We start from the raw sequence: 23,431 nt of genomic DNA, 5'->3' as shown, positions 1-23,431 counted from the left end.
ACTACTTAATTAGGAGCAAGGCTCCATTGGCAAGAGAAAGTAGCTTTTGCCAGAAGATACCAATAATCAGTACTGGTGCAGTGTAAACACCAATAATAAGTTGATTAACAAATCCAAGACCTGCAACCTTCTCATCTGATTCAGCATCTTTCAGTACCATCACTCTTACGACTTTCATGTAGTAGTAAAGCGAGATAACTGAGTTAACAGCAGTGATAACTGCTAGTACATAGTACTTTTGTTGAACAACTGCAGCTAAGATATTAAATTTTGCAACGAATCCCGCTAGAGGTGGAAGACCTGCTAATGAGAACATTGTAATTGTCATAGCGATTGCAGCAAATGGATGCTTTTTAATAAGACCAGCAAAACGATCGATATGATCATTACCATAGTGATCTTGGATAAATGAAGCAATATAGAATGCTACAAGAGTCATGAAAAGGTATGTTACCGCGTAAAAAAGGATAGCTGTTGCACCCATTTCACCAAGAACAATGGCCCCTAACATCATTACACCAGCGTGTGAGATAGAAGAGAAAGCTAGCATTCTCTTAATTGATCTTTGTCCAATTGCAGAGACATTACCTACTGTCATCGTCAGCGCTGCAACCATCATCAATAGGAAGATCCAAGAATGTTTAAGCATCCCAACATCCCCTGCAAAGAAGATTTGAGTTAATCTGGTAAATGCTGCGATACCTGCAAACTTCGGAACTAATGAGAAGAAAGCAGTTACTGGAAGAGGTGAACCTTCATAAACATCTGGTGACCACATATGGAATGGTACACAAGCAATTTTATATCCGATACCAACAAAGAATAATAAGAACGAAGGAATCATAATAAGTGTTTGTTCTTCCGTTAATGCTGACATCATTGGGATCATCTCAGAGAAATTAATTGTACCAAGAGTTCCAAAGATGTGACTCATACCAAATAACATCATCCCTGAAGTTGCACCACCATATAGTACATACTTAAGACCTGCTTCAGTAGAGCGCTCATCATTTTTCTTAAGAGCTGCCATTGCATAAGAAAGGATTGAAAGTGTTTCAATACCAATAAAGAAAATTAGCATATTGTTTGCAGATGCTAGAAGCATACCACCAACTAAGATTCCCATTGCTAAGATACCAAACTCAGCTTTCGTACCTTCATAAAGATCTTTAGAAACTTTAGAAAGATAAATTGCCCCTGCCGTACTTAAGATCATAACGATCTTAGCAAAACCAGAGAAATGGTCCATGACAACAGACTTTGTAAAAATATGTGTTGCATCAGTACCAAGACCTTTAACTTGATAAATCAGAGCACATAAAAGTCCAATCATCGAACTCCAGTAAAACATTTTTTTCGAGCTACCCTTATCATCATTTCCGTAAGTAGCTTCGATGAGGATTAAGGCCCCCATCGTGAAGCATACTAAAAGCTCCGGAATATAATGTGAGATACTCGCTAAATAATTTAAAGCCATCACTTCACCTATTGACTATTAAAAAGTCGCTAATAATGAAACTAGTTTACCTACAGAAGCCTTCATCATGTTCAGTAGTGGAGACGGATAAATACCGAATACAATTACTGCCACACAAAGTGGAAGCATGTAGAAGATTTCTCTAGCATTCATATCTGTGTAAGATTTATTTTCTTCAATAACTTCACCAAAGAACATTCTCTTGAACATCCATAGTAAGTAAGCTGCACCTAGTAGTAGACCAAGAACTGCAATTACAGTGATTGTTGTAAATCTATCGTAGATCCCTAGGAAAATTAAAGCTTCAGAGATGAAACCTGAAAGTCCTGGTAGACCCATTGATGCGAACATCGCGATGATGAAAACAATTGAGTATTTTGGAAGTTGTGTATAAAGACCACCAAAACCTTTTGTTCCATCTGGTCTAACGATCCATCTGTGGTGTGATCTTTCATAAAGAATACCAATAAGAAGGAACATCATTGCAGTTGAAGTACCGTGGTTGAACATCTGTAGAACAGCACCATTCATACCTTGAACAGTCATTGCTGCAAGACCTAACATTACGAATCCCATGTGAGAAACTGAAGAATATGCAACAAGTTTCTTAACATCGTTTTGTGCCATGGCACAGAATGCACCGTAAATAACATTAATAAGACCTAGCCACGCAATAGCATCTGCAAAGTAAACAGAAGCTGATGGGAAAATTGGGAACGCAATTCTTAAGAAACCATAAGTACCCATCTTAAGAAGTACACCGGCAAGGATAACTGAGATCGCTGTTGGTGCCTGTACGTGAGCGTGTGGTAGCCAAGTATGGAAAGGAAATACTGGAACTTTAATAGCAAAACCAATGAAAAGTGCTACAAAGAATACTTTTGCAAATGGTAGGGCCATTCCGAATAGTTCAACAGTTTCGTTTACAAACTTACCACCAGAAAGAGCTAGAATATTGAATGAGTCAACACCTTGACCTGTTACGAAGTATAGAGCAACCATACCAACAAGCATTAGGATTGAACCAAAGAATGTATATAAGAAGAATTTAACAGCAGCGTATTCTCTATTTTCTCCACCCCAAATTCCGATTAAGAAGAACATTGGAATAAGCATTACTTCCCAGTAAACATAGAATAGGAAGAAGTCTAATGCGAAGAAAACACCAAAGACAGTCGACTGAAGCATTAGTAGTAATGCAAAGTAACCTTTAATTTGCTTCTTAACAGTCCAAGAAGAAAGGATACAGATCGCAAATAAAAGCGCTGTCAGTAGAACCATTGGAAGTGAAATACCATCAACTCCAAGGTGATAGAAAATATTAAACTGCGGGATCCATGCTTTCTTAATGGTAAACATTTCCTGCATACCTGGAACAGTATTGTCGAATTTTAAATATAGACAACCTGATAAAACAAGTGTGATCACAGTATTTATCAATGACCATACTCTGATTGCCGTCTCTTTTGCCTTAGGTAATAAAAGTACCCCAAGAACACCGATCATAGGCATCCACAGAATCCAACTTAATAGATTAGAATGTGCGTTCACTGTAACTCCTTAATTCTCTTATAAAGCTAAAATATAACCAAATAGTACTAAAAATATAATTGCGATGTAGAACTGGATCTTTCCGTTCTGAATAGTTCTCAAGATAACGTTAAAAAGACGTACACTTGCACCTGTTCCATCAACCATAATTGTGTCGACAAATAAATTATCGAACCAAGCCGAAACTCTCATTGTAAAACGAGTTACTACGGCCCAACCATCAATTGCAAATCTGTCATAGAATCCCATGTCAAATTTAGCTAATAGGTTATTAAATGGAAGAAGTCCTTTCTTGATTAATCCATCAATATAGAACTCATCCATAAAGTATTTACCTTGAAGTGTTCTGTAGTAGCGGTTGAAAGTATTAACCCAGAATCCTGGATTCCATTTACCCCACAGATACATCATCATAGCGATGAATACACCAGTAAAAGCAATTACAATCGACATACCAGCACCAATATAGTGAACCTGGTGAATGTGATGTGCTTCTTCTTCAGAAAGACCGTAAGTAGAGTCATACTTAGACTTAGTAAATGTTCCTTTTTCACGAACATCAATTGAGCCTAGAGCTTCTCTCTTATAATTTTCAAACTGACCTTTCTTAGGCTTTTGAATTAAAGTTTGGAACCACTCATATTTACCGTTTGCCTTATCAGCAACCTTAACAAATCCTTGACCTGTTAAAGAACCTGAGAACCATACACCTAGTGTAAATACAGCAAGTAGTAATAGTGGAAGGTTTCTATTCCATGAAAACTTTTCTTCATGGCAGTGGTCGTAAACTTCTTTGTCTCTTGGCTTACCGTGGAAAGCAAGGAACATCATACGACACATATAGAATGCAGTAAGTAGTGCACCCATGAAACCAAGTACTGCCGGAGCAATCATAACTGGTGAATGAAGTGCTTCAATTAATGCATCTCCTAGGATTCTATCTTTAGATACGAAACCTGAGAAGAAAGGAATACCTGCGATTGCAAGAGTACAACACCACATTGCAAACCAAGTGAATTTCATTTTATGTCTTAGACCACCCATTCTCGGCATTTCTTGTACGTGAGCATGTGTGTGGTGATCATGAAGTGAGTGAATAACAGAACCTGCACTTAAGAATAAACAAGCCTTGAAAACAGCGTGTGTAATTAGGTGCATGAAAGCAGCATTATATGACCCAACACCAATACCTAGTACCATGTAACCAAGTTGTGAGATTGTTGAGAAAGCAAGAACCGCTTTAAAGTCTGTTTGAACAAGAGCGATAGTCGCTGCACCGAAAGCAGTGATACCACCAATATAAGCAACAAAAGTTAATAGTCCACCAGCATCAAGAAGTGGATAGATTCTTAAAGATAGATAAACACCAGCAGCAACCATTGTTGCAGCGTGAATTAGTGCTGAACATGGAGTAGGACCATTCATCGCATCCGGTAGCCAAACGTTTAAAGGGAATTGAGCTGACTTACCGATTGTCCCCATGAAGATACACATACCAGCAAAAGTTGCTAAAGGAATTCCAATAACGGCCTTGCCAACTAATCCACCAGCATCGATTGCATTATAAAGATCTACGAAACTTACTGAACCAACAACAGTCCAAAGAGCAACAATACCTAGAAGGAAGAAAACATCCCCTACTCTTGTTGTCATGAAAGCTTTTACGTTAGCTGCACCAGCAACTTCTTTTTCATAGTAGTGACCAATTAGTGAGTATGAACAGAATCCCATGATCTCCCAAAAGATAAATACTGAAAGTAAGTTATCTGAAAGTGATAGACCAAGCATTGCTGATGTAAAGAGTGACATATAAGTGAAGAAACGTCCGTTTCTACCGTAGTTCATGTCATCTTTCATATACCAAGTTGAGAAAATGTGGATCAGTGTTGCAACGGCCGTAACCATCATAACTAGAACAGCAGTCATATTATCGATGTAGAATCCCATCTTAACTGCGAACTCTTGACCACCACCATTTAGGTCAAACCAAGTGAATACTTTGTGAATGTGGTAGTTAGCTGAATACGTTCCAAAAACGAAATCGCTAAAAATTCTCCACGCATAAATTGTCGAACCTGCGATTGCTGCACAACTGATTGCAACGGCCGTTCTCGTAAAGCGTGATGCAATAAATGCATTAATTACGAAAGCAAAGAACGGTAGTAAAATAATTGGAGCAATACTAGAAATCGTATAATCCATTTTCTTCCCTTATATCTCTTAATTAACTTTGTAGTTCAGTAGCGTCATCAATGTGAATCGTATCCTTAACTTGGAAGAAACGAATCACAATCGCTAAACCAACTGCCGCTTCTGCTGCAGCAATAACAATAATGAATAATGACATTATATGACCGTCAATATTCTGGTTTGCAAATCTTGTATAAGCTGCAAAGTTTAAACCTGCAGCGTTTAGAATTAATTCAATTCCTAGCATGATTGCAATAATATTCTTTCTTGCAACCATAACCGCAACACCGGCCAAGAATAAGAAAAAAGAAATTAACAAGTATGATGTTAGTGAAATCATTTTCTAATTCTCCTTGGTCTAGAAATTACAGCTGCACCAACAAGTGCACCAAGTAGAAGAATCGATGAAATTTCGAAAGCTAAAACATGGTCTGTAATTAATTTAGTTCCAATCTCATTTACTGTTGGCTTAATACCTTCAAGCTCAACATGCTTTTGAACTTTAAGAACTGGTGCAAGTATCTTCATTAGAACAAAACTCATAACAATCATCATAAAGCCTGCTGTTGCATAAGTTTTTGTTGTTCCCATGGCTGCAACTTTCTTAAGTCCAAACTTATTAAAAGCTTGTTCAATACCACCAGTTAACATGATGGCAAATAGCATAAGAATTACAACACCACCTGCATAAACAACTAACTGAGTTGCTGCTAAGAAGTCAGCGCCTAGAGTTGCATAAAGCCCAGCTACTCCAAAAAGAGAAAGTAGAAGGAAAATACATGCATGCATTAAATTTTTAGAAACGGCGACTAGGAATGCTCCTATAATAGTTGCCGCAGCTGAAATTAAAAACATTGTGTTAATAAACATCTCAAATATCCTTAAATATTAGTGTCCGCCCGCACCAGCTGATGCAGATGCGATTACTTTTCCAAGGATTGCCCACATTGACTTACCATTAAATAGATAAAGCCATACAGCACAACCAATTAAGTTAAATAGTGCAATTGGAGTTAAATATTTCCAACAAAGTACCATTAGAGAGTCAACTCTCATTCTTGGTAGTGTCCATCTAATCCAGATTACAACGTAATAAAGTAGTAAAGTCTTAGTTACAAAAGAACCAAGTTGTAAGAAGTTTCCAACTTGCTTTCCAATCATAGGATGTGCGGCTGGAACTAGTTTGTTTACGAATTCACCTGTCCCAAGTCCAAATGGTACTTGATAACCACCAAGGAAAAGAGCAGCAACAACACCGCAAACAACAAATACTTCAATATATTCTGCAAGTGCGAAGAATGCGAACTTCATACCTGTGAATTCTGTATGGTAACCAGAAACAAGTTCTGACTCAGCTTCCGGAAGGTCAAATGGCGCTCTGTTTGTCTCAGCTAAAACACCAATGAAAAGAATAAAGAAACCGATAAAAGTAAATGGATTGTGTAGAACAAACCACTGATGAGGTAGACCACCTTGAGCTTCTGTTATTCCCTTAAATGAAAGAGAACCTGTCATTACAACAATTGCAAGAAGCGAAAGTGTTACTGGAACTTCATAAGAAATAATTTGTGAAGCACCTCTCATACCACCAAGCATTGACCACTTTGAGTTTGAAGCGTAACCACCAAGGAAGATAGCAACACCAACAAGTGAACTAACACCTACTAAGTAGAAAACACCAACGTTTAAATGTGTAAGAGTAAAGCCACTTGAAAATGGTACAACTGCTAGTGACATGAATACACCAACAAGTGCCATCATCGGTGCCAGATTAAACATAAATTTATCTGCATCACGTGGTACAACATCTTCTTTTAAAAGCATCTTCACACCATCAGCTAAAAACTGAAGGATACCAAAAGGACCAACTCTGTTTGGACCTTGTCTCATTTGTAGATCGGCAGAGATCTTTCTTTCAGCATAAGTCCCAAGACCACCTACTGCAGAAAGTGCACCAACAATCACAAGTGAAAAAACTAAGAAGATTAAAAAAGTTACAACTCCAGTTGCATCAAAACCTAATAGCTTTGATAAACCATCAACGGCCATAGAAAAGCCAGGAGCTTGTGATAAATACGATACTATCGTTTCATTCATTATTTATCCTTCCCATCTATATTTGCTTCATAAGACTTAACCCAATCAAGGTCACCCTTTTTCCAGCAATAAACTAAACCTAAACTTAGAATAATGATGAACATTAGTAGTGATCCAAGAACTGCACCACCTTGTCCAATGTCGACGAAGTTTTTATAAACTGTTGCCACCGGAAACATCAAAGCGCCCTCTACGTCAAAGATAAGAAAGACTAAGGCAATAACGTAGAAACGAACATTAAAGTTTGACCACGCTGCGCCTGTTGGCTCCTCACCACATTCATAAGGTGTTTGCTTAAGTTCCGTTGGATTATTTGGTCTTACTAAACGACCAACAAGCAATGTACCAACAAAAGCCACTACTGCCACGACTGCTAAAATTAACACCGGCATATAGACGTCAAAGTTCTGCGACATCGATAATTCTCCATGTATAAGTAAAGTAAGTTTCCAAATATTACACGATTACTAGCACTTTGGAAATAAATTGGCCCTTCTTTTTTTGAGTAATATCTTCTATTTAGTAACGCATGGGCCAATGCATAAATTCTTTTTCATGACATGAAATTATGTTAAAAAACGACATGGATTTATTTACACCACTGCGCACAAAGCTATTATCTTGGTTAGACACCAAGCAACATGACCTCACTATTGATGGTATAAACAGGGAGTACTGGGCGTTCTTCAAGTTTTTACTTAATCAAAATAAGAGCTATGACCATCCACCAAATTTATTGATTTTCGAAAATCAAGATGAAGCTGAACAGTATTATGAATTAGTAAAATCTAGTTTTTTAAAAATAAATCTTGTTTTTTATCCTGGGCTTGACGCATCACCATATTCTGGAATGTATTCATCAGAAAGTGCACAACTTGCCCGACACTCAGCATTAAAAAAAATAATATCAAGAAAAAATAGTGACCTAACAGTCATTACATCAATAGAAGCATTATCTTTAAAAGTACCTCCAAAAGAATTTTTTAATGAAACAACTTTTAAAATTGAAGAATCAGATATTATCTCTCCTGATGAATTGGCAGGAAAATTAGTATCACTTGGCTACACTTCTTCATTCACTGTTGAAGAGCAAGGTACATTTTCTAAAAAAGGTGAAATCTTTGATATCTATCCAGTAGGAATGCACCCGATACGTATTCACTACTTTGATGAAATGATTGAGGAAATTTTTGAAATCGATAAAGAGACTTTAAAAACAATTAAAGACAAAAAAGTTCAAAGCTTAACGATTACTCCAGGCCCTTCGATTTTTTGTGAATCTCATTATTCAAATAATCTTCGCGATAACCTACCAAGACCAAGGGCCAACCAAAGAGAACTTCTTGAAGCTAGAAATGAATTATTTTCAAAACTTTCAAACGGAATGCTCTTTGAAAATCACCCAGTCTACACACCATTATTTTTTAAACCAAATGAAACAGAATCATTACTCGATTATATTGATGAGAACTGGTTAACTATCGTTTTTGATCGAGATAATACAGAAGATAATCTCACAAATTATTATGATGAATTATCAACAGATTTTGAAGAAACTGAAGAACTACTTCCTTCACCAGAATATTTCTATGACTTATCAACTATCGATCGTTTACGTAAAGAGAATGTTCTTAATTTAAATCATCTAAATATTAATGCTCAAATTGATCATGATACTAATGTAGTGGATCTAGGTCTTGCACCTTTTAAGTCTTATATCTCTAAGTTTGATATTAATTATCATTCAAAAAAAGAGTTCTTATCTGGATTATTTGATCATTTAAAAAACGACTTTAAATATTCAGGTAAAATTATTTTTACTATTCAAAATGATAATTCAAAAAATGAGATCAAACATTTAATTGAAATGTTTGAATTGTCTGGTGAAATACAAAGTAGAATTGATTTTATTAATTTTAAACTGACTGAGGGATTCTATTACCCTAGCGATAAATTACTAGTTATCTCAGACAGTGATCTCTTTGCTATTCGTCGAGATAAAGCAAAAGTTTCTAAGATTAAAGATATTGATCTCTTTGCTGAACAATTAGCATCACTAAAAGAAGGCGACTATGTCATCCACTCTAAACATGGTATTGGAAAATACTTAGGTCTTGAGGCCATGGATATTGGCGGTTCAAAATCCGACTACCTTGTCATTCTATATAAAGGTAACGATAAAGTTTTTGTTCCTATCTATAAAATGAACCTTATCCAAAAGCACGCTGGTGGTGAGGTCAAGGTCAATGTCGATAGTTTAAGGACAAATAAATTCTCTGCGCTTAAAGCACGTGCTAAAGACTCTGTAAAAAAACTAGCTTTTGACCTTTTAAAGTTACAAGCTGAAAGGGCGTCAACACAAGCCTTTTCATTTTCACCACCTGACCATGATTATAAAGAGTTTGAGTTATCATTTCCATTTAATGAAACTCCTGATCAGAAAAATGCTATTGATTCAGTAATTGATAAAATGCAGGCAAAGTCTGCAATGGATTTTCTTGTTTGTGGAGATGTTGGATTTGGAAAGACGGAAGTTGCTATGCGTGCAGCTTTTAAAGCAGTACTTGATGGAAAACAAGTTGCAATACTAGTTCCAACAACAGTTCTAGCTCTTCAGCATTATAATTCATTTGTTAAAAGATTTGAGAAGTTCCCTGTTCGTATCGATTACTTATCACGTTTTAAAACTGGTAAAGATGAAAAAGAAACAAAAGAAAAACTTGAAAAGGGTGAAATTGATATTATCGTTGGAACACATAAGCTCCTCGGTAAAACGATCAAATTTAAAGACCTAGGACTTGTTGTTGTTGATGAAGAGCAACGCTTTGGGGTTGCCCATAAGAATAAATTAAAACTTTTAAAATCATCAGTTGATTTCTTAACTCTAACTGCAACACCAATTCCTAGAACACTACAACTTTCATTCTTAGGTTTAAAAGATCTTGCTTTAATTAAGACCGCCCCACCAAGAAGGCAGTCGATTAAAACTTATCTTATAAAAGAAGACGATCACACTATACAGTCGGCAATTAATCGAGAACTTAAACGAGGTGGACAAGTTTTTATTGTTCACAATCGAGTTCAAGATATTGAAAACTATACTGCATATATTAGAGAGCTAGTACCGGATGCCAAAATCGTTTACGCTCATGGACAGCTACCGGAAAAAGAGCTTGAATCACGCATCTCTGCTTTTTATAACGGTGCTTACCAGATCCTAATTTCCACAACTATCATCGAATCTGGAATTGATATTCCAAATGCAAATACTATGATTGTGGATCGTGCCGATCGATATGGCCTTGCTCAATTACACCAATTACGTGGACGCATTGGACGCTCTGATAAAAAAGCTTATTGTTACTTTGTTGTTCCAAATAATCGCAATATTACAGAGGTTGCGGCCAAACGATTAAAAGCTCTACAAACTTATGCAGACATGGGAAGTGGTTTTCAAATTGCAAATTGTGATCTTGAGATTCGCGGGGCCGGAGATATACTTGGTGCTCACCAATCAGGGCATATCGAAGCAATTGGTCTCGAACTTTATATGGAACTTTTAACTGAGGCCATTCAAGAATTGCGAGGAGAAAAGAAAATCATCAAAAAGGATATTGAAATCAATACTCCTTTTGCGGCATTCATTCCAGCTCACTTTATCAGTGAGTCGAGTGAGAGACTTAAATATTACAAGCAACTATCAAACTCCACATCAATTGATGAAATCACAGCTCTAAAAGAAACAATCTTTGATATCTACGGGCCAGGTCCTGAAGAATTTAATCAATTGATAGCAATTCTTGAAGCACGTTCATATCTAATGCCATGTGGAATAAAATCTGCTCAACTTATGGATAATTCAATCATTTTTCAATTTGATCGCGACATGGTTGAGGCCAATGAAGAGCTTAGAAATAATATTTTGAACAACTTTCTCGGTATGCCACGTAAATATCGTTTCACACCAGACTTTAAGTTGATTTTTACCAATAAAACGACGATATCTCCGAGCTCTTTAGTCGAGTTCTGTCAGGAAATTGCGGAAAAAATAGTTCCATCTTAGTGAAATTTATAAGTTTTTAATAAATTTGGTACAATTAAGATAAAGAAGGAACTAAATTTCAATAATTTGAAAAGGATATCAATATGTTCGGTAAAATCATTCTTGGTTTACTAATCACTTTAGGAGCTCAAGCTGCCCCTAAAAAGATCGTTGCAGAAGTTAATGGCGAAAAGATAACAAAAGAAGAGCTTGATCAAGCGTATCTTCTTAATAAATATGTTGTCTCTGAAGACCCAGTAACAATGAAACGTGTACTAACTGATCTTATCAATAAGAAACTAGGTTTAGAAAAAGCAAGAAAAGCAAAACTTCAAAATGATCCAGACGTTAAAAGAAAAATGAATGAAGTTTTATTTAACGCACAAGTTTCTAAAGATCTTGAAGATGAATTTAAGAAAATTAAAGTGACAGATAAGGATGTTAAAAAATTCTATGAAGAATATCCTGAATATCGTACTGCTCATATTCTTCTAAGAGTTCGCGTTGCCCCATCTCAAAATGAGATTGAAGCAGCACAAAAGAAAATTTTTGAAATTCATTCAGAAGTTACAAAAGAGCCAACTAAATTTGCTGAATTAGCTAATAAGTATTCTCAAGCGCCAAATGCTCATACAGGTGGTGACCTTGGGTACCAACCAGCATTCTTTATGGCACCTGAATACTTTGCAGCAATAAAAGGTCAAAAAGATGGATACATTACACGCCCTGTTAGAACTCAACTTGGTTACCATGTTGTAAAGGTTCTAGGAGTTAAGAAATTTGATGAGATCAATATGGGTGTTTATAAAAAGTTTGTTTACGATAGAAAGAGAGATAAAATCATTGCTAATTATTTCGAGAACTTACGTAAAAAAGCAAAAATTAAAATTTTAGACGAAAAACTAAAGTAAATAGCGCAAATAATTTGCACAAGCCTCATGGGCACGATAAATTATTGTTCTAGTAAATAATGATACTAAGAACGATAAATAGAGGTGTTCATGAGGCTTTTTTTATTACTGGCCCTTACTTTTTCAACATTAAATATCAATGCAAAACTTCTTGATAAAATAGCGGCCGTTGTTGATGATCATATCATTACAAAATCAATGATCGATCGTGTTAAAAAATCACTCCCTATTCGTCAAAACATTTCTCCTTTTATCTACAAACAAGAAAATTTCACAGATAAAGAAATTGCTGAGTTATTTATAAGAAAATTTATCATCCGCTCTACACTTGCTGAGCAAGGATATGTAATTTCAGACGCTACAGTTGAGAAAGAAATTAAAAGAAAAGAACAACGCCTTGGCCTTAGTCGTGCAGATCTAATTGCATTCTTAAAAAAGAATAATACAAATTTTGACGAATTCTTTGAACTTAACAAAGAAGCAATTGAATTTAATCATTTTAATTCAGTTGTTATTATTCCTCTCATCTCTGTAAGTGAACAAGAGATAAAGAATGAATTCTTTAAGCAAAATGTAAATAATAAGACTGTTTCATATCGTTATACACTTGTGGACTTCTCAATTGATCCTTCAATAGTACCAAAGAGTAAGTATGCGCATTTTAGAAAGTCGATGCAATCATTCCAAAAAGGTGGACCACTTCCAAATGAGTATGGTTCGATCGAAACATCAACTCTTGGAGACATTACAGCTGATGGCCTAACAGATAAGCTACAACGTCTTTTAAATAAAACACAAGAAGGTGAATTCACTCAACCAATTGAGATGATGGGTGCCACACATATTTTCTACGTAAAAACACGTGATGTTGTTGAATCATCACTTTATCAACAATCAAAACCACAAATCCGTGCCAAAATCTATGAGAGAAAGGCAAAGGAAGTTACAAAAATGTGGTTTGAAAGAGAAAAGTCGAATCACTACGTTAAAACATACTAATGATCTATGTAACAGCTGGACATGAGAAGGGAATTGGCCTTGAGGTTTTCTTAAAAGCCTACTCTCTTCTATCATCGGCACAACAAGAACAATTTCATCTCTTTGTTGGTGAAGAATTTACAAAAGAGCTTCCTTCATCTCTTAGCTATACAGCTGTGAAGGCTCCCTATTCTCACAATGCTTTAGAGCTTGCATGTAATAAATGTGGGCCAAACGATATATTAGTTACAATGCCAACCACAAAGGATGAATTATTCTTTGATGGTAAAAATGTATCAGGCCATACAGAGTACTTTAGAAAGAGATATGACAACGAGAATATCGTTATGTTCTTTAAATCATATGAGGCAAACGTCTTACTTATTACAGATCATATACCTCTTAAAGAAGTTCCTACCAAAATAAATTCTGATCTTATTCACAAAAAAATCAATATCTGCGTTGATAACTACACAAAATACTTCGGCAATTTAAATGAAATTATCATAAGTGGTATCAACCCACATGCCGGTGAAGGTGGTATACTCGGTGATGAGGAAAAAGAAGTCACAAATGCCATCAAAGGCTTAACAGTTAAACAGAAAGTCAGTGGTCCACTACCTGCTGATGGACTTTTTATTAATGACTGCTTTGCTCATGATAAATTATTTGTGTATATGTATCACGACCAAGGACTTGCACCATTTAAAACAATGTTCAAATCAAAAGGTGCAAATATCACACTAGGCTTACCATTTCTAAGACTTAGTGTTGACCATGGCACAGCCTTCGATCTTTATGGAAAAGATTGTGCTAACTATATGGGCTGTTACTACGTATTAAAACTTGCCCTAAAGGTATAGAAAATGAAAGATGAAATTAAAATTGTAAAAGCACGTGTTCATAATTTGAAAGACGTAACGATTGATATTCCAAAGAACAAATTAACAGTTATCACTGGGCCATCTGGGTCTGGTAAAAGCTCACTTGCTTTTGACACTGTCTATGCTGAAGGACAACGTCGATATATCGAATCTCTCTCATCTTATGCAAGGCAATTCTTAGGTCAGCAACAAGCTCCAGATGTAGAGTCAATAACAGGGCTATCTCCAGCAATTGCAATTGATCAAAAAACAACTAATAAGAATCCGCGCTCAACTGTTGGAACAATAACTGAAGTCTATGACTATATGAGAGTTCTCTATGCAAGAGTTGGAGATCTCTACGACCCAAATAATGGAGAAAAAGTTATAAGCTATACTCCAGGTCAAATCACTCGAGATTTAATGGAGTTACCTGAAAAAACCAAACTTCATATTACGGTAGAAATAACTGATGAAACAAAGAAAGAATTAGAGCAACAAATGGCCAAATATCTTTCGATGGGATTTTCACGATTTATAGTAAATGATGAAATCATGCTACTTGATAGTAGCGAAATAAAGTCACTCAAAGCCACCGATGAAATTCTTGTTGTAATTGATCGAATCCTTGTTAAGCCGGACATCGAAAAGCGTCTAACAGACTCTGTTGAACTTGGCCTAAAATTAGGGATGGGGATCATCCACGTTATGATTGATGATGAATTTCACACATACTCAGAAATCAATATGTCTCATGTTACAGGTGAAGTCTTTCCTGATTTAGAACCAAGACTCTTCTCATTTAATTCACCTGTTGGAGCATGCCCAAAGTGTAATGGACTAGGAGAATCAAAAGAATTTGTCTTAAGTGAGTTAATCTTTGATGACTCCTTACCTGTTCTAAAAGGAGCAATTCCCCTACTGACTAAGAAGAATAACTTTCTCTATAAAATGGTCGAGTGCATGCTAAAAGAAGAAGGCTTCGATATTAAACAGCCTCTTTCAAAAATGCCAAAGAAGATATTTAAGATTTTATCAGAGGGAACAGATAAGGTTTATACTTATAAATTTAAGTCAGAGAATTCAAACTTTGAATTTTCAAAGCCATTTCCTGGACTAATAAATTGGCTCAATAAGAAATACAAAGAATCCACATCTGAAAGAGTACGCGTTGAGCTCGAAAAGAGCATGAAAGTTCAAAAATGTTCAGAGTGTGAAGGAAAGCGTCTTAATACAATAGCCCTTAGTACGAAAATAGCTGAAAAAAATATTATAGAATTATGTGATATTCCCCTCAGTGAAACATACGACTTCTTTAAAGAACTTAAGCTTGAAGGAATCAAAGAAAAGATTGGGGCAAAGTTATTAACTGAAATCACTTCTCGACTAAAGTTCTTAAATGACGTTGGACTTGATTATCTAACCCTTAATCGTTCAGCTAGAACCCTAAGCGGTGGGGAATCACAACGTATTCGTCTTGCCACACAAATTGGTTCGGCACTATCAGGTGTTCTCTATGTTCTCGACGAGCCAAGTATCGGACTCCATCAAAGAGATAACGTTCGTTTAATACAGACCTTAAAAGAATTAAGAGATCTCGGAAATACAGTACTTGTTGTAGAACACGATGAAGACACAATGAAGGCAAGTGATTATATAATTGATATGGGTCCAGGTGCCGGTTTACACGGTGGAGAAGTTGTTGCCCATGCCACATCAAAAGCATTTCTAAAGAAGAAATCACTTACTGCTGATTATTTAAATCACAAGCAAACGATACCGATCCCACAAGAAAGAAGAAAATTAACAAAACATATTAAATTGAAAGGTGCTCAACATAATAATCTTAAAAAGATTGATGTAAACTTCCCACTAGGAGGGCTAGTTTGTGTAAGCGGTGTTTCAGGCTCAGGTAAATCAACTCTAATTCACGAAGTTTTAATACCAGCAGTAAAAAGCCACCTATCAAGAGCAAATCGTTCAATCTATGAAAAGGCAAATTACAAATCAATCACAGGCCTAGATGAAATTAAAACTGTTATTGAATTAGATCAATCTCCGATTGGAAGAACACCACATTCTAACCCAGCAACTTACTCTGGACTATTTGATGATGTAAGAAAGTTATTTGCGGCAACTAATGAGTCGCAAATTAGAGGATATAAACCGGGGCGATTTAGCTTTAATGTTAAAGGTGGACGCTGTGAAGAATGTGAAGGTAATGGTGTGCAAAAAATTGAAATGCACTTCCTGCCAGATGTCTATGTAACATGTAATGAATGTAATGGACGACGTTATAATAACGAAACACTTTCGGTTTTATATAAAGGTAAATCAGTAGCTGACATCTTAGAAATGACAATTGAAGAAGGATATGAGTTTTTTAAAAACCATAGACGATTGGGACGTATCCTAAAAACAATGAATGATGTAGGCCTTGGTTATATGACTCTTGGACAGCCTGCAACTACCCTTTCTGGTGGTGAGGCCCAAAGACTAAAGCTTGCAAGAGAATTAGCAAAGTCTACAAAAGGTCATACATTATATGTATTAGATGAACCAACCACAGGACTGCATTTCGAAGATATTAATGTTCTTTTAAAGGCCATTAACAATCTAGTTGATAGTAATAACTCCGTTATTATTATTGAACACAATCTTGACGTACTTAAGGTTGCAGATGAACTTATAGACCTTGGCCCAGAAGGTGGCCACAGAGGTGGATCAATTGTCGCCACAGGAACACCAGAGGAAGTTGCAAAGTGTAAGGAGTCACATACCGGAAGCTTTCTTAAGGGGATCTTAAAATGATTGATGAATTCTATAATCTTAAAGATAAGAATTTAATTAAAGATAACTACTGTATTGCTGAAACTGAAAAAGTCGTATGCAAAGCACTAAGATCAAAACACCAAGTTGAAAAAATTCTTGCAACTCAAGAATTTTATGAACGTAATAAAGAGCTTATTGATGATAAGTGCGATCAAGTCTTTATAAAAACAAAAGAAGAACTTCAAAATATAACGGGTATTAAATTACATCATGGGATTCTTGCAAAGGTTAGAACAAGTGGACTTCTAAATATAAAAGAGCTTGGTGATCGTATCATTATATTTAACGGTGTTACATCACCAGAAAATGTCGGCACAATGACTCGTGCAGCGATGGCCTTTGGCTTTGATAGTATTATTTATGATGCTAAAAGCGCATCGCCTTATTTAAGACGTTGCATAAGAGTATCAATGGGTAATGCTTTTGAAGCGCGTGTTGCGAAATCACTTAACCTTGTTAACGATATCTCACTGCTTCAAGAACTAGGGTATACAGTTATTGCCACGGCGAATGAAGAAGGTGCAATTTCAATTCAAGATTTTAAATATCCGCAAAAAACATGTCTAATTATTGGTAATGAGGGAAATGGAATGGATCGTGAAGTTATTGATGCTTGCGATAAAAAACTTTTTATTCCTATCACAAACTATGTTGCACATTTAAATGCAGCAAGTGCTGCATCAATTTTTCTTTATCATTCTATCTTTTAATTCAGGATTTATTAACCTGACAAGAATCATGTTTAACTATAATTTAGACCTCGAAGCTCTAACCACACACCGATAGAGTTTTTAATCATTTTTCGTTTTTCCATAAAAAAGGCCACTATTATTAGTGGCCTTATTTTTTATCTGAATGTAATTTTTCTTATTCAATTGAACCAAGTAAAGTGGCCATCTCAATTGCTGACATCGCTGCTTCCCAACCCTTATTACCGGCCTTCGTTCCTGCTCTTTCAATTGCTTGCTCAATTGTATCGACAGTAAGAACACCAAAAGTTACTGGTACATTAGTATCAAGTGAAACTTTTGAGATACCTTTTGCAACTTCATTTGAAACAAAATCAAAGTGTGGAGTTGATCCTCGAATAACAGCACCAAGAGTAATAACAGCGTCATACTTTTTAGAAGCCGCTAACTTTTGTGCTACAAGTGGGATTTCAAATGCGCCTGGAACCCAAGCAATATCCATATCTTCAACGTCTCCGTCGTGTCTTTTAATACAATCAATTGCACCACCTAATAACTTACTTGTAATTAGCTCGTTAAAACGGCCAGCAACAATAGCAAATTTTTTCCCTGATGCATTTAAGTTACCTTCTAAATTTCTAGGCATGTGTTTCTCCTAAATCTGTGACACCTTTTGAAGGCGCCTCATGTTCACGTCTATATTTTATTAAGTCTTTAATAGTTATAAATTTTAAATCGTGCTCTTTAGCAATTTTGGCCAACTCTGGTGCCATGGCCATCGTTCCATCTGCACTCATGATTTCACATATAACTCCTGCAGGATAACAACCAGCAAGTCGTGCTAAATCCACAGCTGCTTCTGTGTGGCCATCTCTTTCAAGCACTCCACCATCTTTTGCAATTAATGGAAAAATATGTCCAGGCTTCATAAAGTCTGAAGCTTTTGTATTCTTATTTGTTAAAAGATTTGTTGTTAAAGCACGATCCTGACAAGAAATACCCGTACCACCATTTGCTGCATCAATTGAAACAGTAAATGCTGTATGATGAACAGAATCATTTTGTGCAACCATAAGTGGTAGCTCTAATTCCTGTGCACGTGATTTTGTAATCGGTGTACATATTAAACCGCGTCCAATTGTTGCCATGAAGTTAATTGCTTCTGGCGTAATACGGTCTGCCGCCATGATGAAGTCTCCTTCATTCTCACGGTTTTCATCATCGATAACAATAACCATCTTACCGAGACGAATATCTTCAATGGCTTCTTCAATAGTATCAAATTCAATCATTTAAAAAGGACTCCAAATTATGTGTGCTTGCACCATTACTACGTCTAGCACCATTAAAAAGCAAGTTTTCAATATATTTTCCAAGGATATCAACTTCAATATTTACAAGACTTTGCACTCTACGATTTCGTAAGACAGTGTTCTGCCAAGTATGTGGAATAATTGAAAGTTGGAATGAACAATCGGCTTTAAAAACGTCCGCAACAGTTAGAGAGATTCCATCAATCGTAATAGATCCTTCTTTCACAATATATTTCATTTGCTTCGGACTTACTTTAATAGTCACTAAATAATTATTCCCACGACTTTGAATTTGGATAATTTGCCCAACGTCGTTAACATGGCCTTGTACAATGTGACCACCCAAGCGATCACTAGCACGAAGTGCTAATTCAAGATTAACTTCATCACCAGTACGAAGGCTTCCTAAAGTGGTCTTTTCCAGACTCGTATGAACTGTTTGAACGACAAATGTTGAGTCCGTTAGTTTCACAGCTGTTTGGCATGCTCCATTGATTGATACTGAATCATCAATAGCAATCTCTGGAAGAAGTTCTTTTGAACTTACTTCAATAAGTTTGCCTTCTGCATTTGAGCGGACACTTACGACTTTTCCTATTTCTTTTACTAGTCCTGTAAACACTATGACCTCGGGTCGATCTCAAACATTGCTTGAGAACCAATATTTTTAACTGCAACATTATTAAAGTTTAAAGCGTCGGCCATTGAATCTAATTTTTCATCATAATAACCGATTCCATCTCCAAGAATTTTTGGAGCAACAAAGATTGTCATCTTATCTGCAAGCTTTTTCTTTAAGATTGAGGAAGCAAGCATCCCTCCACCTTCGACTAAAATTGAATGAACACCAATTGCTTTTAACTGAGCAAAGGCATCTTCAATGACAACTTCATTCTCATCACTTTTAGCAAAGACTATTCTAATCTTTTTATCAGTAAAGAATTTAACTACATCATCCGCCGCGCCTTGGTAATCGGCCCCCGTAGTTATGATGATTGTCTTATGTGTATATTCGTCATTAAAGATCTTGGATAATGGATCCATTTTAGAAATTGAGCCCATCACAATTCGAAAAGGGATTTTACCGCTTTCATCTAGGCCAAAACGAATATTTAAACTCGGGTCATCATTATTTAGAGTTTTTCGGCCAACCATGACTGCATCATATTTCTTACGATAAGCGTGAACCATCTTGCGTGCATTTTCATCTGTTATCCACTTCGAATCACCAGTAATTGTTGATAACTTTCCATCTAATGTTTGAGCAAGTTTAAGGTGAATATAAGGTAGCCTTTTAGTCATAGACTTAAAGAATACTTCATTAAGTTCACGGGCCTCTTTTTCGAGTACTCCAACTTTACACTCAATACCTGCTGACTCTAGAATCTTAATTCCATTTCCTGCGACTTCAGGATTAGGATCAAGGCAGGCCACAACGACTCTTGAAAAGCCGTGTTTTAAAATTGCGTTAGTGCAAGGAGGTGTTCTTTTCTTTGTATGACAACATGGCTCTAAGGTAACGTAGATCGTTGCACCTTTTAGTTCAGCCTTATGATAGTCGCGGACATCTGAGATTGCTTCTGGCTCAGCATGAGGTAGGCCTGCTTTTTTATGCCAACCCTTACCTAAGATAATTCCATCTTTTACAATAATTGCTCCAACCATAGGGTTTGGTGACGTTTGCCCCTCACCTTTCTTGGCCAAATCAAGTGCCATACGCATATATGCAATATCTCGAGAATCCTGCTTTTCCATGTTCCTGATTTACCATACTTGGCCATAGGGTTCCAGCAGACTTTTTCGCATCCCTGACATCGCGGACTTTTTACATTTTACAGTTAATAATCATGAACACCACCAAGCTAAGTGCCCAAAAACACATTAAGTAATCACTCTTTTTACACCCTATAAATAAATTTCACTAAAGCCCATAAGCGTTCATTTTTTCGATAAATTACCAATATGAATAAGTTAATTGCACCAATCATTCTCATTCTAGCTTTTACAGTAACGTCATGTTCTGATGACGCGAAAAAAGCGATCAATAATATAGCTTCTCAAAGTGAGGAGACGCTAGGTGGAATCTCAAACGACAGAACAATTCTCAATCCAAAATTAGGAAACTTCTGCGATGGCCACGAGTGCCCAGAGGGAATTGTTGCTGTTAAAACAGAAAAGAAGAAGCTTACTTGTTCGGGAATCGTAAAATCTCAAAGCGAAGTTTTGATTTCAGAAAATTGTGCCACAGAAAATGAGGCATTTAATATTCAAACAACAGACGGCAAACTAATCAAGGTCACATCTGTCGAAGATGAGCTCTCAAATGAATTCGGAGACAAGATCTTAAAACTTAACCTCGAAAAAGAAATACCTAATACAGCAAATATTGAACTTCCAGAAATTGATAATAACGAAGTTCAACTTAACTATTTCAATGAACTAGGCGAGCTTCAATCTCAAGATTGTGAACTTACATACGCATCCCTTGCCTATGCCAACTCATTTGATAACGAATCACAACTTCTTAACATCAAAAATTGCGAAGGCGTCCGCGACGGTGCCCTAATTTCTCAAAACGGTAAATCAATTGGTTTTCTTACAAAGAAACATAACGAAATTGAGTTGTACGAAGGGATTTCGCTTCGCGGAGAGAATCAACACATTAATCTTATGACTAAAATTGAAGAGCTTAGCTATCAAATCGCAACCGATTCAATATTACAAATAGGCTACATGGCTTTTGCATATCCAATAAATGACTTCGATGCATTGAGAGAAAAAGTTACATTTGATAAAGAACAATTTATATTCACAAAGAAGTTAATATGCTTCAAACCTGGCCAAGATTCCATTCACAATGACAATGTTACTAGAATTATTTTTAATAATGAGCTACAAGAATTAACAGAGAATACACAAGATGAAACCTTTACCACTAGAAACTATATACCTCGAAAGGAAATATTCTTTGGACATAAGCTCGGACCTAAAATTCCGCTAGAGTACAATTTTATATCAACTAATGAAGACTTAATGAAAATAGAAAAGCACTATTTTAGAAATCCTCTAAATAATGAAATTTTATTAGAAAAATATAAATTCTCAGCTAATAAACACAATCTTGAAATTATAGAATATTGTAATTAAAAAGGGGTGATTATATCACCCCCTTTTATTAATATTCAAAGTCATTAATTTTATACTTCTGAAATTTTATACTTCTTTCCAACATGGTTTTGAGAAACCTATTGTTAATTCTATTATTGCGGCTTCTCATGTTATTTGAGAAATTCTTCACTTCGTTTTGTTTCGACTCAAATTTATCAACTAATTCAATATCTTTTAGACTTAATAACCTCGTTTTAGTCTTCAAAACCCATCTATCTAAACTCGATACATACTCATACTTACCAACACTCCAGTCAGTCGTAGATGTTCCTCCAATACTTTCTATTAAAAGATCTCTTTCATTAATACTTAAAGAGCCTCCATAGCCTTCCCCACTATGTAAATCGATAATATCAATATTTCTTAAAGTACCACTTCCTCCGCCTGCTCCAAGAATTTCATCTTTAGATCTATTAGATTCTGGCGCTAAAGTCCCACTTCCTCCTCCAGCTCCCCTTGATGTCAAAGGATTTGCAAATATTGAAGTAGAAAGTAATATTAATGTAACAACAGCTTTCATATTAAGCCTCTCCCATTTTTCTAACTAATGATGAGTAAAAAATAACATCTTTTCCTGCGTTATTTGGATCCATCATAATTTTACTCATTTGATAATTAAACTCATTTACAAGTTCTTTCATTAAAGGAACAACTTTTTCAGCATCAAGTGATTCAAACCAACAGCCCTCTATTGCTCCCATTGCATTTCCACTTTCATCACAGTTCTCTGCAATATCTTGATAAATCATAGAGCTCAACTTTGCACGAGTATCAATATCTAAGATCATATTCTCATTATTAGTGTAAAATCTTCCATCTTTATTTTGTAGTACTCCATTTGCAGCTAGTTCCATAAACTTCTTATGACCAACTCTACCATTTTCTTGGAGAACTGACTGTTCGCTTAGCCCGTACTTTGTTGATGCTTTCATCATCATTTTAAATGTCGAAGGCTCTTTAAAGAATCTATCAATTGATTCATTACTTTTTTGGTAACCAGCCATCTCATGAAAATGCCCATAAAGACTTTCATGCACCTCAGGGAAGTACTCGCGTACGAATTCCGCTGTGTCCTTTTTACTGGCAAGGCCATTGAGGACTGTTACACAAATGTCTAGTCCAGGATTTTTAACATCACCCATTTCAAGGCGGTGGAATGTCGAAGGTGGAAGTCCCAATCTTCGAGCGATTTGATTACTACTTAAGCGGGAATGCTCTTTCTTGTATTTTCTGATCTTATCCCGCAAAACCTCGTTAACCGAAGGTCTTTCTAAAAAAACCTTGTCCATTTTGCTTCTCCCTCATATTCGCTTTTTGGTT

At 36.0% G+C, this 23,431-nt stretch carries 19 protein-coding genes and 1 pseudogene; 7 read left to right on the top strand and 13 right to left on the bottom strand.

Going from position 1 to position 23,431, the window contains the following annotated elements; all coding sequences use genetic code 11:
- Position 1 precedes the first annotated feature (1 nt).
- Genes BALOs_RS00280 through BALOs_RS00250 form a run of 7 tightly spaced genes read right to left on the bottom strand, consistent with a single transcriptional unit; the run spans position 2 to position 7,731 of the window.
- Positions 2 to 1,477: an NADH-quinone oxidoreductase subunit N gene (locus BALOs_RS00280; RefSeq protein ID WP_120403976.1), complete on the bottom strand. Its 1,476-nt coding sequence runs from the start codon at positions 1,475 to 1,477 to the stop codon at positions 2 to 4.
- Between the two features lie 18 nt (positions 1,478 to 1,495).
- Positions 1,496 to 3,028, bottom strand: a complete 1,533-nt coding sequence (locus BALOs_RS00275; protein WP_233500237.1) for a NuoM family protein — start codon at positions 3,026 to 3,028, stop codon at positions 1,496 to 1,498.
- Positions 3,029 to 3,046: 18 nt separating this feature from the next.
- On the bottom strand, positions 3,047 to 5,230 hold the full coding sequence (locus BALOs_RS00270) for an NADH-quinone oxidoreductase subunit L (RefSeq protein WP_120403975.1): 2,184 nt from the start codon (positions 5,228 to 5,230) through the stop codon (positions 3,047 to 3,049).
- A 22-nt stretch (positions 5,231 to 5,252) separates the two neighbouring features.
- The gene (nuoK, locus tag BALOs_RS00265) at positions 5,253 to 5,558 is read right to left on the bottom strand and encodes an NADH-quinone oxidoreductase subunit NuoK (RefSeq protein WP_120403974.1); all 306 of its coding nucleotides are present in this window, start codon (positions 5,556 to 5,558) and stop codon (positions 5,253 to 5,255) included.
- Positions 5,555 to 6,088 (bottom strand): NADH-quinone oxidoreductase subunit J, encoded by a 534-nt coding sequence (locus BALOs_RS00260; protein WP_114706045.1) that lies wholly within the window; start codon positions 6,086 to 6,088, stop codon positions 5,555 to 5,557. The genes nuoK and BALOs_RS00260 overlap by 4 nt, the downstream gene beginning before the upstream one ends.
- 18 nt (positions 6,089 to 6,106) lie before the next feature.
- Complete coding sequence (gene nuoH, locus BALOs_RS00255; protein WP_114706044.1) at positions 6,107 to 7,315, bottom strand: NADH-quinone oxidoreductase subunit NuoH; 1,209 nt, start codon at positions 7,313 to 7,315, stop codon at positions 6,107 to 6,109.
- Positions 7,315 to 7,731 carry an NADH-quinone oxidoreductase subunit A gene (locus BALOs_RS00250; protein WP_114706043.1) on the bottom strand — a complete coding sequence of 139 codons (417 nt, stop codon included), beginning with the start codon at positions 7,729 to 7,731 and terminating at the stop codon, positions 7,315 to 7,317. The genes nuoH and BALOs_RS00250 overlap by 1 nt, the downstream gene beginning before the upstream one ends.
- Before the next feature lie 152 nt (positions 7,732 to 7,883).
- Here BALOs_RS00250 and mfd point away from each other — a divergent pair, with 152 nt between their 5' ends.
- From mfd to BALOs_RS00220, 6 genes are all read left to right on the top strand, one after another.
- A complete protein-coding gene (gene mfd / locus BALOs_RS00245; RefSeq protein ID WP_120403973.1) occupies positions 7,884 to 11,378 on the top strand; it encodes a transcription-repair coupling factor in 3,495 nt (1,164 codons plus the stop codon).
- Positions 11,379 to 11,461: 83 nt separating this feature from the next.
- Positions 11,462 to 12,268: a peptidylprolyl isomerase gene (locus tag BALOs_RS00240; RefSeq protein WP_120403972.1), complete on the top strand. Its 807-nt coding sequence runs from the start codon at positions 11,462 to 11,464 to the stop codon at positions 12,266 to 12,268.
- A gap of 90 nt (positions 12,269 to 12,358) precedes the next feature.
- Positions 12,359 to 13,267: a hypothetical protein gene (locus tag BALOs_RS00235; RefSeq protein WP_120403971.1), complete on the top strand. Its 909-nt coding sequence runs from the start codon at positions 12,359 to 12,361 to the stop codon at positions 13,265 to 13,267.
- Positions 13,267 to 14,109: a PdxA family protein gene (locus BALOs_RS00230; RefSeq protein WP_120403970.1), complete on the top strand. Its 843-nt coding sequence runs from the start codon at positions 13,267 to 13,269 to the stop codon at positions 14,107 to 14,109. Before BALOs_RS00235 ends, BALOs_RS00230 begins: the two co-directional genes overlap by 1 nt.
- A gap of 3 nt (positions 14,110 to 14,112) precedes the next feature.
- Entirely contained in the window at positions 14,113 to 16,920 is a 2,808-nt protein-coding gene (gene uvrA, locus BALOs_RS00225; protein ID WP_120403969.1) for an excinuclease ABC subunit UvrA, read from the top strand.
- Positions 16,917 to 17,651 carry an RNA methyltransferase gene (locus tag BALOs_RS00220; protein ID WP_120403968.1) on the top strand — a complete coding sequence of 245 codons (735 nt, stop codon included), beginning with the start codon at positions 16,917 to 16,919 and terminating at the stop codon, positions 17,649 to 17,651. Before uvrA ends, BALOs_RS00220 begins: the two co-directional genes overlap by 4 nt.
- Positions 17,652 to 17,808: 157 nt before the next feature.
- On the opposite strand, the gene ribE is transcribed toward BALOs_RS00220, so the two are convergent.
- The 4 genes and pseudogenes from ribE to ribD all read right to left on the bottom strand — a co-directional run bounded on the left by ribE (position 17,809) and on the right by ribD (position 20,698).
- Entirely contained in the window at positions 17,809 to 18,276 is a 468-nt protein-coding gene (gene ribE, locus BALOs_RS00215) for a 6,7-dimethyl-8-ribityllumazine synthase (RefSeq protein WP_114706036.1), read from the bottom strand.
- A 37-nt stretch (positions 18,277 to 18,313) separates the two neighbouring features.
- Positions 18,314 to 18,922: pseudogene (gene ribB / locus BALOs_RS00210) on the bottom strand (3,4-dihydroxy-2-butanone-4-phosphate synthase); the annotation flags it as partial.
- Positions 18,915 to 19,565 (bottom strand): riboflavin synthase, encoded by a 651-nt coding sequence (locus tag BALOs_RS00205; protein ID WP_162929469.1) that lies wholly within the window; start codon positions 19,563 to 19,565, stop codon positions 18,915 to 18,917. The gene BALOs_RS00205 and the pseudogene ribB, both read right to left, overlap by 8 nt.
- Positions 19,565 to 20,698 carry a bifunctional diaminohydroxyphosphoribosylaminopyrimidine deaminase/5-amino-6-(5-phosphoribosylamino)uracil reductase RibD gene (gene ribD / locus BALOs_RS00200; RefSeq protein WP_114706033.1) on the bottom strand — a complete coding sequence of 378 codons (1,134 nt, stop codon included), beginning with the start codon at positions 20,696 to 20,698 and terminating at the stop codon, positions 19,565 to 19,567. Before ribD ends, BALOs_RS00205 begins: the two co-directional genes overlap by 1 nt.
- Positions 20,699 to 20,905: 207 nt before the next feature.
- Between ribD and BALOs_RS00195 the strand changes: the two genes are divergently transcribed.
- Positions 20,906 to 22,090: a hypothetical protein gene (locus BALOs_RS00195; protein ID WP_120403966.1), complete on the top strand. Its 1,185-nt coding sequence runs from the start codon at positions 20,906 to 20,908 to the stop codon at positions 22,088 to 22,090.
- 28 nt (positions 22,091 to 22,118) lie between these two features.
- Here the strand turns inward: BALOs_RS00195 and BALOs_RS00190 are convergent, their stop codons facing one another.
- Complete coding sequence (locus tag BALOs_RS00190) at positions 22,119 to 22,631, bottom strand: hypothetical protein (RefSeq protein ID WP_120403965.1); 513 nt, start codon at positions 22,629 to 22,631, stop codon at positions 22,119 to 22,121.
- A gap of 1 nt (position 22,632) precedes the next feature.
- Positions 22,633 to 23,400 (bottom strand): hypothetical protein, encoded by a 768-nt coding sequence (locus tag BALOs_RS00185; RefSeq protein ID WP_120403964.1) that lies wholly within the window; start codon positions 23,398 to 23,400, stop codon positions 22,633 to 22,635.
- Between the last annotated feature and the right edge of the window lie 31 nt (positions 23,401 to 23,431).

This window comes from Halobacteriovorax sp. BALOs_7 (assembly GCF_003612895.1).
GTDB classification, from domain to species: domain Bacteria; phylum Bdellovibrionota; class Bacteriovoracia; order Bacteriovoracales; family Bacteriovoracaceae; genus Halobacteriovorax_A; species Halobacteriovorax_A vibrionivorans.
The sequence above is the reverse complement of the archived record's forward strand: the minus strand, read 5'-3'. Positions and strand labels throughout refer to the sequence as shown.

What these genes read in the sequence shown, in the direction of transcription:
- BALOs_RS00280 (WP_120403976.1), bottom strand. Translation starts at nt 1,477, where the DNA reads ATGGCTTTAAATTATTTAGCGAGTATCTCACATTATATTCCGGAGCTT.
- BALOs_RS00270 (WP_120403975.1), bottom strand. Translation starts at nt 5,230, where the DNA reads ATGGATTATACGATTTCTAGTATTGCTCCAATTATTTTACTACCGTTC.
- nuoK (WP_120403974.1), bottom strand. Translation starts at nt 5,558, where the DNA reads ATGATTTCACTAACATCATACTTGTTAATTTCTTTTTTCTTATTCTTG.
- BALOs_RS00260 (WP_114706045.1), bottom strand. Translation starts at nt 6,088, where the DNA reads ATGTTTATTAACACAATGTTTTTAATTTCAGCTGCGGCAACTATTATA.
- nuoH (WP_114706044.1), bottom strand. Translation starts at nt 7,315, where the DNA reads ATGAATGAAACGATAGTATCGTATTTATCACAAGCTCCTGGCTTTTCT.
- BALOs_RS00250 (WP_114706043.1), bottom strand. Translation starts at nt 7,731, where the DNA reads ATGTCGCAGAACTTTGACGTCTATATGCCGGTGTTAATTTTAGCAGTC.
- mfd (WP_120403973.1), top strand. Translation starts at nt 7,884, where the DNA reads ATGTTAAAAAACGACATGGATTTATTTACACCACTGCGCACAAAGCTA.
- BALOs_RS00240 (WP_120403972.1), top strand. Translation starts at nt 11,462, where the DNA reads ATGTTCGGTAAAATCATTCTTGGTTTACTAATCACTTTAGGAGCTCAA.
- BALOs_RS00235 (WP_120403971.1), top strand. Translation starts at nt 12,359, where the DNA reads ATGAGGCTTTTTTTATTACTGGCCCTTACTTTTTCAACATTAAATATC.
- BALOs_RS00230 (WP_120403970.1), top strand. Translation starts at nt 13,267, where the DNA reads ATGATCTATGTAACAGCTGGACATGAGAAGGGAATTGGCCTTGAGGTT.
- uvrA (WP_120403969.1), top strand. Translation starts at nt 14,113, where the DNA reads ATGAAAGATGAAATTAAAATTGTAAAAGCACGTGTTCATAATTTGAAA.
- BALOs_RS00220 (WP_120403968.1), top strand. Translation starts at nt 16,917, where the DNA reads ATGATTGATGAATTCTATAATCTTAAAGATAAGAATTTAATTAAAGAT.
- ribE (WP_114706036.1), bottom strand. Translation starts at nt 18,276, where the DNA reads ATGCCTAGAAATTTAGAAGGTAACTTAAATGCATCAGGGAAAAAATTT.
- ribD (WP_114706033.1), bottom strand. Translation starts at nt 20,698, where the DNA reads ATGGAAAAGCAGGATTCTCGAGATATTGCATATATGCGTATGGCACTT.
- BALOs_RS00195 (WP_120403966.1), top strand. Translation starts at nt 20,906, where the DNA reads ATGAATAAGTTAATTGCACCAATCATTCTCATTCTAGCTTTTACAGTA.
- BALOs_RS00190 (WP_120403965.1), bottom strand. Translation starts at nt 22,631, where the DNA reads ATGAAAGCTGTTGTTACATTAATATTACTTTCTACTTCAATATTTGCA.
- BALOs_RS00185 (WP_120403964.1), bottom strand. Translation starts at nt 23,400, where the DNA reads ATGGACAAGGTTTTTTTAGAAAGACCTTCGGTTAACGAGGTTTTGCGG.